General features: G+C 27.1%; 10 protein-coding genes. 9 read left to right on the top strand and 1 reads right to left on the bottom strand.

The features are described from left to right. The first annotated feature begins 52 nt into the window (after positions 1–52). From ACTG47_RS11270 to ACTG47_RS11255, 4 genes are all read left to right on the top strand, one after another. On the top strand, positions 53–1312 hold the full coding sequence (locus ACTG47_RS11270) for a VanW family protein (protein ID WP_169465974.1): 1260 nt from the start codon (positions 53–55) through the stop codon (positions 1310–1312). Positions 1313–1494: 182 nt separating this feature from the next. Further along, the gene (locus ACTG47_RS11265) at positions 1495–2475 is read left to right on the top strand and encodes a protein kinase domain-containing protein (protein ID WP_479927083.1); all 981 of its coding nucleotides are present in this window, start codon (positions 1495–1497) and stop codon (positions 2473–2475) included. A 243-nt stretch (positions 2476–2718) separates the two neighbouring features. After that, positions 2719–3786 carry an RNA ligase RtcB family protein gene (locus ACTG47_RS11260; protein ID WP_479924606.1) on the top strand — a complete coding sequence of 356 codons (1068 nt, stop codon included), beginning with the start codon at positions 2719–2721 and terminating at the stop codon, positions 3784–3786. Between the two features lie 517 nt (positions 3787–4303). Beyond that, positions 4304–6220 carry an endonuclease MutS2 gene (locus ACTG47_RS11255; RefSeq protein ID WP_479924605.1) on the top strand — a complete coding sequence of 639 codons (1917 nt, stop codon included), beginning with the start codon at positions 4304–4306 and terminating at the stop codon, positions 6218–6220. 54 nt (positions 6221–6274) lie between these two features. Here ACTG47_RS11255 and ACTG47_RS11250 read toward each other — a convergent pair whose 3' ends face one another. Then, positions 6275–6898: a manganese efflux pump gene (locus tag ACTG47_RS11250; RefSeq protein WP_479924604.1), complete on the bottom strand. Its 624-nt coding sequence runs from the start codon at positions 6896–6898 to the stop codon at positions 6275–6277. 183 nt (positions 6899–7081) lie between these two features. Between ACTG47_RS11250 and ACTG47_RS11245 the strand changes: the two genes are divergently transcribed. The 5 genes from ACTG47_RS11245 (at position 7082) to tsf (ending at position 12176) form a co-directional block, all read left to right on the top strand. Further along, positions 7082–7726 carry a helix-turn-helix domain-containing protein gene (locus tag ACTG47_RS11245; protein ID WP_169465982.1) on the top strand — a complete coding sequence of 215 codons (645 nt, stop codon included), beginning with the start codon at positions 7082–7084 and terminating at the stop codon, positions 7724–7726. Positions 7727–7918: 192 nt separating this feature from the next. After that, positions 7919–8977: a potassium channel family protein gene (locus ACTG47_RS11240; protein WP_479924603.1), complete on the top strand. Its 1059-nt coding sequence runs from the start codon at positions 7919–7921 to the stop codon at positions 8975–8977. Between the two features lie 103 nt (positions 8978–9080). Then, entirely contained in the window at positions 9081–10265 is a 1185-nt protein-coding gene (locus ACTG47_RS11235; RefSeq protein WP_479927082.1) for a D-alanyl-D-alanine carboxypeptidase family protein, read from the top strand. Positions 10266–10472: 207 nt separating this feature from the next. Continuing rightward, complete coding sequence (gene rpsB / locus ACTG47_RS11230) at positions 10473–11186, top strand: 30S ribosomal protein S2 (protein WP_003424537.1); 714 nt, start codon at positions 10473–10475, stop codon at positions 11184–11186. Between the two features lie 78 nt (positions 11187–11264). Continuing rightward, a complete protein-coding gene (gene tsf / locus ACTG47_RS11225) occupies positions 11265–12176 on the top strand; it encodes a translation elongation factor Ts (protein ID WP_169465988.1) in 912 nt (303 codons plus the stop codon). The last annotated feature ends 50 nt before the right edge of the window (positions 12177–12226 follow it).

The raw sequence follows: 12226 nt of genomic DNA, 5'->3' as shown, positions 1-12226 counted from the left end.
AATGGAAACTCTATTAGGCAAAATCAAGTTAGTGTTAAAATGAGGTGAAGTTATGGGCAGAAGTGCAACAAGGGTTTCAAGATTAGGAAAAGAAAGAAAGAGAAATTTTGCAATAGTATTAGCAATTTTAGTTGTAGCTATAGGAGGATTTACTTATTTTTTTAATAACAAATTTCTGTATAATGGAAAAATAGCTAAAAATGTGTATATAGAAGGAGTAAATGTATCTGATATGACTAAAGAACAAGCATTAAAAGCTATAACAGGTAAGTATACTCCAGAAGATTTAAATCTTAGTTATGATGGGAAAAAATATACGATATCTCCAAAAGATATTGATTTAAGATATAATACAGAAGAAGTTGTAAAAAATGCATATGAGACTACGAAAAAAGGCTCTTACTTTCAAAACTTAAAAAAATATATTGATATAAGAATAAATAAGCTAGCTCTAAAAATAGAATCTAGTTATGATGAGGCAAAGCTTAGTTCTAAAGTATCATCTATAGCAGATAGTATCAATGTCAAAATGAAAAATGCTTCTATTAGTGTTGGAAGTGGAGGGTTGAATTATACAGATTCTGTTGTAGGAAGAGAGTTTGATTTAGCAGCAAATAAAGAATCCATATATAATATGATAAAGAATAAAGAGCATAAGTCTTTAGAGCTTAAAGTAAATCTTCAAAAACCAGACATAACAACTGAACAAGTAAAAACTGTGAATTCTGTTATAGGTCAATATTCAACTACTTATTCTCAGGCTGTAGAGGGTAGGTCATATAATGTAGGTCTATCAGCAAGAAAAACTAGTGATGTATTATTGATGCCAGGCGAAGAGTTTTCATATAATAAACTTACAGGACCTAGTAATAAAGCTAATGGTTATAAGGATGCACCAGTTATAGTTTATGGGAAATTAGAGCAATCAGCAGGTGGGGGTGTTTGCCAGACATCTTCAACAATTTATAATGCTGCTCTTATTTCAGGAATGGAAATAACTCAAGTTACAAATCACTCATCTGCATCAACTTATGTACCAAAAGGAAGAGATGCTACTGTAAGTGATGGAGGATTAAACTTAAAGTTTAAAAATCCATATAACCATCCTGTATATATTAGAAACTATGCAGGTGGAGGAAGTGTATCATCAGTAATATATGGTAACTCTGGTGACAAACCTAATATATCAATAGAAGTAAAACAGACTGGTCAAAATAAGTATTCTACATATAGAATATTTAAAGATTCAAATGGAAAGGTCATAAAAAAAGAACATATATCAAATAGTTCTTATAAAGAATTAAAAAAATAAATCATTTTTTAAAAGTGATATTTATACAAAAAAACAAGAAAGCCTATGACTTTCTTGTTTTTTTTGTGTAAAAGTAACATTATCGATTCTTGTTTTGATATTAGAGTCATTAATATATAGAAAATATTCCTATATATTGGTATAATTGTAAATAGATTTAGTTATATAAAATGTATGAGGAGGTGACATGGTTGAATTTTATAGGCAATAGATATGAGGTAGTAAATTCTGATGACGTTTTAGAAATTAACAAAATCTATAAAGCTAGAGATGTTTTTTACAGAAAAAATGTGCTAATAAAAGTCATAAAGCACAATAATTATATCTGTGAGGATTTTGTTTCAAATTTAATTGATGAAAGTACTGCTTTAGATGAAATAAACTCTCCTTATATACTAAAAATAATAGATGTTGGAATTCATTGTACAGAAGAAACAACATTGTATTATGTTGTAAGTGAAGACTTTAATGGTATCGGATTAGATGAGTTAATTCTAGGTAATTATCTTCATTTAGAAGCAATTGTAAATATAATGATACAAGTTTTAAAAGCTTTAGAAATGATACACAGAAATCATTCATATCATGGTAGTTTAAAATCAAGTAGTATAATAGTAGATACAGAATATAATATTAAGATTTGTGATTTTGGAATTACAAAAGCAAATAATGGGGTTAATACGAGAAGCTATGGAAATAGAAGATATTTATGCCCACATCAACTATGTATAAATTATACCGATAAAGAAAGTGATTTTTTTGCGACAGGGCTTATTTTATTTGAGGCAATATTTAAAAAATTACCTTTTGGGGAATTGAATTCAGAAGAAAAAATATTACAATCTATTGATAAAGGATTAGATTGGAATAGTATAAAAGCAATCAATGGAAATATAGAACTTATAAACGTTATCAAGAGGCTTCTTGGTAGAAATAATAAATATACTAGAGCCAATGATATTATTGTTGATTTAAGTAAAGTAATGTATGAAAAAGCATATATAGAAGTTGAAGATGATAAAAAAGAAGAGAAGCAAGATAAAGTCGTACAGGTTAAAAAAGAAGAAAAAATTAAAGTGAGAAAAAAATTACATAAAAAACTTGTTGTTGCTGGTTTAGCAATAGTTATGATTTCAATGATTATTATAAGTTCTATATTATAAAACTTATATATTATATATTTAAAATTAATATTATAAACCATATACAGATAGAAAATCTAGTGTAGTTATAAATTATGAAAGGAAGTGGTTATTATGTTAGAAAAAAATAATGAGGTATCAAACATTTAAGAATATTTAACAAATAGCCACCTGCTTTTGTAGTTTAGAATGAAAAGTTGTGGCTAAAGGTCACAACTTTTTGCTACTTTTTAAAGGTAGGAGCATATTAAAAAGGAGCAAAATATGAGTAAAATAAAAATAATAACAAGTAATAAGTGTTGGATTGAAGATATAGCAAAGAGACAACTTGAAGATATTTTAAACTTAAATGGAGTTTTAAGAATAGTAGGATTACCTGATTTACATGCAGGTAAAGTACCTGTTGGTCTAGCTGTTGAAACTAGCAATTTTATTTATCCACATATAATTGGAAATGATATAGGATGTGGAATGACTTTGTTTAAAATTGGGATTTTAAAAAAGAAATTTAAAAAAGAAAGATGGATTAAGTCTCTTAGTAAGATTAAAGACTTATCAGATATAGAAATAACAAATATATATGAAGAAGAATGTCCAATTTTAAATTTAGGAACTATTGGAAGTGGAAATCATTTTGTAGAATTTCAATGTGTAAATGAGGTTTATAATAAAGAAATATTTGAACAATTAAAATTTTCAGCTGATGATATAATGATGTTAGTTCACTGTGGCTCAAGAAATTATGGAGAAACTATTTTGAACAAATTTTATAATAAAAATGGTCTTGAGGTTGAAAGTGAGAAAGCAAGAGCTTATATGGAAAGCCATGATAAGGCTTTAATTTGGGCAGAACGTAATCGTGAAATTGTCAGTAAAAAAATTATGCAATCAATAGGTACATCTGGAGACATAGAAAAGATATTATCTATAAATCATAATTTTATAGAGAAAAGAGAAGATAACTTTATACATAGGAAAGGTGCTATTTCAAGTGAAAATGGAGTTGTAATTATACCAGGCTCAAGAGGTAGCTTATCATATATAGTTATGCCTAGTGAAAATACAGAGATATCTTTATATTCTTTGTCACATGGTGCAGGTAGAAAATGGTCTCGTTCAATTTGTAAATCTCGTCTTACAAACAAGTATAATAAAGATACTATAAAACAAACTAAATTTAAAAGTCATATTCTATGTAATGATATAAATTTATTATTTCAAGAGGCTCCAGAAGCTTATAAAAATATAGAACAAATTATTGAAAGTTTGATAGAATATAAACTTATTCAAGTAGTGGCAACTATGAAACCACTGATTACTTATAAAGGTTAATTTTTAAAGTTAAAAAAGACTAAAATTATATTAGATTATAAATAGCTGATTTTGTTAGAATATGTAAAATTGTTTTACTATTATCAGCTATTTTTTTGTTCTCATAAAAGAAGAAAAAATGCAAATGAAAGGATTGTATTAATACAATAAATAGAAAGTTTAAAAAATGTGTTGAAAAATAAGGATATAATGAGTATAAGTATTTATAGATTCTTGATGAATTACAATTTTCATTATGCAAAAACATCAATGAAATTATTTTTATTGACATGAAGATGGAATTTGTGAAATAATATTAGAAGCACCAAGAGAAATGATTAAGTAAAAATAGAAAAGGAGCAGTTTTTTATGAAGAAAAATACTAATAGTAATGAGTCCGGGGTTAAACTTCTTAATAAATAAGGAGTTTGATGCATAATAACTCCTTATTTATTAAGTCGTTCACAAAATAACTATTATCAAAGAAATGATATGGTGATTTAAAAGCCTATGACTTATAAATAAAGGAGAAAAAATAATGAATAGTAATACATTTGAAAGATTACAACTAAATGAAGTTAAAGAGTTAATAAAAGCATATTGTGTAAGTTCACTTGGGAAAAATTTAATAGATAAACTAACTCCTAGTGGTAATATTGGAGTAGTAAGAAGAAAATTAGCAGAGAATAAAGAAGCTAGAAAGATAATTGAAAATAGCAATCATATACCACTTGAAGGATTGTTTAATGCAGGTTCTACAATAGACAAAATTGAAAAAGGAATGATAATAGAACCAATTGAACTTGTAAATATTGAAGATTTTTTAAGAGGATGTAGGAAAATTAAAACTTTTATGCTAGAAAAAGAATTTTATTCACCTACATTAAGTTCTTATGCTTTAAACATAACCGAATGTAAAAACATAGAAGATGAGATAAATTACTGTATAAAATCTAATAAAGTTGATTCTAATGCTAGTAAAGAATTAAAAAAAGTAAGAAGAAATATAGAAATTACAGAAGGAAAGATAAAAGATAGACTAAATAAATTTATAACATCAACTATAAACAAAAAATATATACAAGAGTTTATAATAAGTAAAAGAAATGATAGATATGTAGTACCAATTAAATCTTCATACAAAAATGAAGTAGAGGGTACTATATTAGACACATCATCAAAAGGGAATACTGTATTTATTGAACCTATAAGTGTTTCAAATCTAAGTACAGAGTTGACTATGTTAAAAGCTGATGAGACTATTGAAGAATATAAAATATTATCTTATTTAACAGAACTTATATTTGATAAGATAAATCAGATAAAATTGAATATAGAAATACTTTCTGAATATGATATGGTATTTGCAAAGGCTAAGTACAGTCAAAAAATAAAAGGTATTACTCCAAAAATAAACAATAATGGATATATAAAAATAATTAAAGGTAAACATCCTCTTCTAACAGGAGATGTAGTACCTTTAGATTTTGAAATAGGTAAAGAATATAGAAGTCTTGTAATAACAGGTCCTAATGCAGGAGGAAAAACTGTAACTCTTAAAACTGTTGGGCTATTAACTTTAATGGTTCAATGTGGATTTGATATTTCTGCAAAAGAAGGTAGTGAACTTAGTGTATTTGAAAAAGTTTTTGTGGATATAGGAGATAATCAAAGTATTGAAAATGCATTAAGTACTTTTTCATCACACATAAAAAATATCGCAGAGATTATGAGTTTGTCCAATAATTCTACCCTTGTTCTATTTGATGAAATAGGAAGTGGAACTGAACCTAATGAAGGCTCAGGATTAGCAATATCATTATTAGAAGAGTTTTACAGAATGGGATGTATAACAATAGCATCCACTCATTATGGAGAGATAAAGAAGTTTGCAAATTTACATCCAGAGTTCGAAAATGCTGGTATGATGTTTGATAAAGAAACTCTAGAACCAATGTATAAATTAACTATAGGAAAATCTGAAGATAGTAATGCTCTTTTTATTTCAAAGAAAATGGGAATAAAAAATAGAGTATTAGAGAGAGCTAAAGAATATATAATTGATAGAAACTACAATTTAGATTTAGTTAAAAGAAGCAAACTACAATCGAATATTGAAGATAATAATAATTCTGAAATTACTCCAAACTATACGGATTATAATATAGGAGATAAGGTAAAATTATTAGATGAAAATGATTTTGGAGTTGTATATAAACCAATAGACAAATTTAATAATGTAGAAGTATTATTTAAAGATAATTTTATTTCAGTAAATATAAAAAGATTGCAACTTAGCATAAAAGCGTCAGAATTATATCCAGAAGGATATGATTTGAATACATTGTTTACTAGTTTTGAGGATAGAAAATTAGAAAAAGATATTCAACGAGGTTCAAAGAAAGCTCTTAAAAAGATTCAGAAAGAAATTAGAGATAATAGAAAACAAATATAAAAACATAAAAGAAGCTATCTAAAGATAAAATTTTATTTTTAGATAGCTTTTTTATTAACATATCTTCATAAATCCAATGACTAACAGTATTAAACCACTTAACCAAGATAAGTTTAAATTTATCTTTTTAACAAATACATTTCCTAGTAAACAACCAAGTAGAACTGCAATTACATTTGATAGTAAAGAAAATAGAATAACTTGTATATAATTTACACCGACAAGCCCACTACCAAACCCAATCGCTAATCCATCTAGACTTAGAGCAATAGCAAGTGTAAATGCTTCAGCAGACTTGAGTATTTTAGTCTTACTTGTATCTAAAGTATTCGGTTCAATGCTTACATTAAAATTTAATTTAAGGTCTAACATATTAAGATTATAATCTTTTGAATGTATGGATTTTTTCTTAAAATAAGATTTAAAAAAGCTTTCAATTAATCGAGCACTTCCTAATAAAAATAAGATAAAGAAACATATTAACATTGTTATATTTTGAGGTAAAAAATCTCTAACGATTGTACCTGCAAAAAGTGATATTGCCAAAATAGCTGAACAGACTATACTAATAATTATATTTGAATATAAAGGAACTTTAACTTTATTTAAGCCATATCCAAAACTTGTTACAAAGGCATCTATACAAAGAGAAGTCACTAATAAAATTGATTCAATCACAGCAGATTAACATCCTTTCTCTTAAATTTTATACTTATATTAGTTATAGTATTGTAAAAATGGATAAATTGTTACAGATAAACCAATAAATTGTTGATAAAATTTCAACATCGTACAACACCTAAGTAACAAAAAAATCATATTAATAATATAAAACCAATCATAATAAAGCAGGTGAAAATAATGGAGCAAAATAGTGCGGTTGGGAATTTTGGTGATTTATTTAAGATTTTACTAGAAGAAAAAGATATATCAATGGGAGAATTGAGTAAAAAAAGTGGAATTGACAAAGCTACTATATCTCGTATAGCTAATAATAAGCAAAAACCCAACATAAATCACTTGGAAAAGATAGCAATCCATTTAAATATTAATTTAGAAGAATTATTAAAAGCTTCAGGATACGAATTTAAAAACAATAATAATCAAATATTTAATATAGATAGTGATTTTAGTAATTTTGATGATATTCTTGGATTTGCAAATTTAATCAATGATAAGAATTTTAATGGAAATATTGAAAAAGAATTGAGTAAGTGCAAATTATATGTACAGACAGATGAAGGCAAAAAACTGCTTTTTGATAATTTTAATAAAAAGGTAGATTCTATTGAAAAGCAAGGTCAATTTACAGATAGATTGAGAAAAATGTATGCTGACTTTTGTACAGGAGGGCTTACAATAAAAAAATATTTATTGATTGGAAGTATGTTACTTTATTTTGTAATATCAACAGATGTTATTCCAGATTTTGTATTTCCAATAGGATTTATGGATGATTTAGTAGCACTAAATATAGTTACAAAATTACTCAAGGATGATAAGTAATTTTAAAGTTATATTTATTGTTTAAAGAAATAAAAGTATAGATAAACTTTATTTTCTTGTTTGTAAGTAAGATATTAAAAATTTTAAAATAAGCAATTTAATATATATTTTGTAAGTATTTAAGTATATAAAATAAAATAATATCCAAACTAATACAAAATAGTAATAATTGTTTTGTACTGGAGGATATTTATGAACTGTAAATGGATATCTAAAATAGATGGGCAAAAAAAATGCCATAGGGAAGCAGATTCTTCTGGATATTGTATCTTTCATAAAGAACATAAGTCTGATAAAGATATGCAATTAATGATGGACACTATTTATAAAGAAGAAATAAGTGAATTTGATGGGTTTATATTTGAAAATGAATTTAATGCAGAAGAAATATTAACTTATGGTTATAAAAGATTAAATTTTTCTGAAGTGATATTTAAAGAGAAAGTAAATTTCAAAAAATACATTTTTAAAAAGAATATTATCTTTAATTATACAGAATTTAGAAAAAGTATATTTTTTAATGGTGGTGTATTTCTAGAAAACTGTGATTTTAATAAAACAAGATTTAGTAAAGCTTATGTAAATGACCGTATATTTGAAAAAGTAAAATTTAAAGGGCCAGATTTAGTGGTTAATAAAGTAGAAAATTTTCCACGAATGGATGGCATTATTTTTAGCATGTGCACAAAATTTGTGCTAAAAAATGTTGAGTATGGTAAAAGTGAGTATAAACATGGAAAGATAAATTATAGAATAGCTAGAAATCAAGCGACAAAAATTGGAGAATACGAAATGATAGGGTTTTATTATTATAAGGAAAGGATTTATAGTAGTAAAATAATGAAACGCTCTGATTATCCTACTTTCAGTGATTATTTAGTTGAAAAATTTTTTGACCAAGTAGCACGTTATACTACAGGTTATGGAGAAAAGCCATGGAATATATTGTTAGTGATTATAGTGATAATAAGTGTTTTTGCCTTATTATACTTATTTGTAGGTATAGAAAGTTCAAATAGTACGCTTGTAGCCTTAAATATAAATAACATAGGCGATTATTCATTAAGTGAGATTTTCAGAATGTATATAGATTTATGGTATTTTAGTATGGCTACATTTAGTACAGTAGGATATGGAGATATGGTTGCTACAAGTTTGATTGGTAAGGCTTTAGCAGGAATAGAAGTATTTTTTGGAGTTACAATAGGAGCAATTTGGGCATCTATGATTATTAAAAGGATGATAAGATAATATCTGTGTAAATATGGATAGGTATTAATTACTAGATATAAATTGGACTAAATAGGGAAAATTTAAATATAAATATACTTAATAATCCAAGAAGGTGAAAAAATTGAAAAATGCAATAAGAAAAATTATAGCATTAGCCATGATACTAGTTTTTATAATACCAACCTATTCATATGCAGATGAAAAGTCTGTAGACAAATATTCAAAAACATCTATACTTATAGACCAAGAAACAGGTAGAGTTTTATATAGTAAAGAACCTGATATGAAGGTGCCATTAGCTAGTTTAAGTAAGATGATGACTTTTTTACTTGCAATAGAAGCTATTGAAAATAAAGAAGTAAAAGAAACTGATGTAGTAAAAATAGACAAGTCTATTGCATCTGTAAAAGGTTCAAGTTATAAACTTAAAAATGGTGAAGAAGTTCCACTTATAGAGCTTATGAGGGGTCTTATGATTGTATCAGGGAATGATGCGGCGATTGCTATAGCAAAACATATTTGTAAAACTAAGGAAGCTTTTGTGGATAGAATGAATAAAAAAGCAAAAGAAATAGGAATGACAAATACGCATTTCCTAAACCCAAATGGTCTTCCAATATACGATTTGAGTAATCCGAAACAGCCAGCAAAAGAAAATAAATCTACTGCAAGAGATATAGCTATTCTTGGGAAATACATGTTTGACCATTATGAAAAACAAGTAACAGCTATAACTGATATGGAGACATATACAAACTCAGATAGAAGTTTTGAAAAAAGCAATACAAATGCATTATTAAGAATAATACCAGAAGTAGATGGTATAAAAACTGGATATACTGGTAATGCTGGATATTGTTTATCATTTTCTATGATTGTAAATAAAAGTGATAAAAACGAGAAAAAACGTAGAGTAATAGGTGTAGTATTGGGTACTAATCATAAAAATAAAAGAACATCTGCTTCCTTAGCACTACTTAAATATGGAAAAGAAAATTTTAATATGAAAAAATTGATTGATAAAGATAGCTTTATTGGTAAGAGATATATTAAAGGAATGAAAGAATTAGAAGTTACTTTAAAAGCTAAAGATGAACTTTATACAGTATTAAAAGAGGATGAAAGTATAAAATCAGAAGTAAAGATTAAAAATATAGAGTATCCTGTTAAAAAAGGCGATACTATGGGTACTATAAAATACTATACTAATTCAGGTGACTTACTTGGAAGTGTAGATATAGTAAGTAATAATAATGTAGATAATATATCATTAAAAACAAAATTAAAAATGAAATTTGCAAATTAAATTCAAAAAAATGGTATAAAATACACAAAAAAATATAAAAATAGAAAATATGGAAAAAATATTGTTATTTTTTCGCCTCTATGATATACTACTAGAGGTGAAAAAATAAAATAAATCACACACAGCATTGGGATCCTTAAAAGGTGCCTATTACATGGTTTTTTAGGGAGAAGATCAAGCTGGAGGTATAAAACCAGGAGGTAGAATATGTCAGTAATATCAATGAAACAATTATTAGAAGCAGGTGTTCACTTCGGTCATCAAACAAGAAGATGGAACCCTAAAATGGCTAAGTATATATTCACAGAAAGAAATGGAATATATATAATCGACTTACAAAAAACAGTTAAAAAAGTTGAAGAAGCTTACAAGTTCACTAAAGAAGTAGCTGAAACAGGAAAGCCAATCTTATTCGTAGGAACTAAGAAACAAGCTCAAGATGCTATAAAAGATGAAGCTGAAAGATGCGGAATGTACTTTGTTAATGAGAGATGGTTAGGTGGAATGTTAACAAACCACAAAACTATAAAAACTAGAATAAATAAATTAAGAGAATTAGAAAAAATGGAAGAAGAAGGTGTATTTAATGTTCTTCCTAAAAAAGAAGTTATAAAATTAAGAGCTGAAAAAGAAAAGCTAGAAAAATACTTAGGTGGAATAAAAGATATGCCTGAATTACCAGGTGCAATGTTCGTAGTTGACCCAAGAAAAGAAAACATAGCTATTCAAGAAGCTCATAGATTAGGTATACCAGTAGTTGGAATAGTTGATACTAACTGTGACCCAGAGCAATTAGACTTTGCTATACCAGGAAATGATGACGCTATAAGAGCCGTAAAATTAATAACTGGTGCTATGGCAACAGCTGTAATCGAAGGTAGACAAGGTGCTGAAGAAGAAGTAGCTGAAGACCAAGAATAATAATTTGACAATTAAATGGTAAGGGTCGCCCTTACCATTTATAATATGGAATAGAATAAGTAGGAGGAAACTTAAAAAATGGCTAATATAACTGCTCAAATGGTAAAAGAGTTAAGAGAAAGTACAGGCGCAGGAATGATGGACTGTAAGAAAGCTTTACAAGAAGCTGAAGGAAATATGGAAAAAGCAGTAGATTTATTAAGAGAAAAAGGATTATCAAAAGCTGCTAAAAAAGCTGGTAGAGTTGCTGCTGAAGGTCTAGTTGCAATAGAAATGAATGATAATAATACAGTTGCTTCTATGGTAGAAGTTAACTCAGAAACAGATTTCGTTGCTAAAAATGAAGACTTCAAAGTATTCGTTAAAGATGCTGCTTGTATGGCATTAGCTACTGATAAAGAAGATGTAGCTTCTTTATTAGGTGAGACTCATAGAGAAGGAATAACTTTACAAGAAGTTTTAAATAATAGAGTTGCAAAAATCGGTGAAAAATTAGACTTTAGAAGATTTGCTAAAGTTGTAACTAATGGACAAGTTGCTGGATATATCCATGGTGGTGGAAAAATAGGTGTTCTTGTTGAAATGGAAACAGAAGCTAGAGATGCTAAAGTTTTAGAATTAGGTAAAGATGTAGCTATGCAAGTTGCTGCTATGAATCCTAAGTATGTTTCAAGAGACGAAGTAGATGCTGAATACATAGCACATGAAACAGAAGTATTAACTCAACAAGCTTTAAATGAAGGAAAACCAGCTAATATAGTTGAAAAAATGGTTAAAGGAAGATTAGAAAAAGAATTAAAAGAAGTTTGTTTATTAGAGCAAACTTTCGTTAAAAATCCAGATATAACTGTTAAACAATTAGTTGCTGATGTTGCTAAAGCAGTAGGTTCTGATATAAAAGTTGTTAAAGTTGTGAGATTCGAAGTTGGTGAAGGTATACAAAAGAGAGAAGAAAACTTTGCAGAAGAAGTTGCGAAGCAACTTAAGTAATAACCAAAGAGAGAACACGCAGGTGTTCTCTTTTTTAAAAAATAGAAAAA

It is taken from the genome of Clostridioides sp. LIBA-6622, assembly GCF_056716095.1.
This window is presented reverse-complemented; position numbering and strand designations above follow the sequence as displayed.

Bases quoted from the DNA above. Each gene is read 5' to 3' on its own strand.
- ACTG47_RS11270 (WP_169465974.1), top strand. From the start codon at position 53: ATGGGCAGAAGTGCAACAAGGGTTTCAAGATTAGGAAAAGAAAGAAAG.
- ACTG47_RS11260 (WP_479924606.1), top strand. From the start codon at position 2,719: ATGAGTAAAATAAAAATAATAACAAGTAATAAGTGTTGGATTGAAGAT.
- ACTG47_RS11255 (WP_479924605.1), top strand. From the start codon at position 4,304: ATGAATAGTAATACATTTGAAAGATTACAACTAAATGAAGTTAAAGAG.
- ACTG47_RS11245 (WP_169465982.1), top strand. From the start codon at position 7,082: ATGGAGCAAAATAGTGCGGTTGGGAATTTTGGTGATTTATTTAAGATT.
- ACTG47_RS11240 (WP_479924603.1), top strand. From the start codon at position 7,919: ATGAACTGTAAATGGATATCTAAAATAGATGGGCAAAAAAAATGCCAT.
- rpsB (WP_003424537.1), top strand. From the start codon at position 10,473: ATGTCAGTAATATCAATGAAACAATTATTAGAAGCAGGTGTTCACTTC.
- tsf (WP_169465988.1), top strand. From the start codon at position 11,265: ATGGCTAATATAACTGCTCAAATGGTAAAAGAGTTAAGAGAAAGTACA.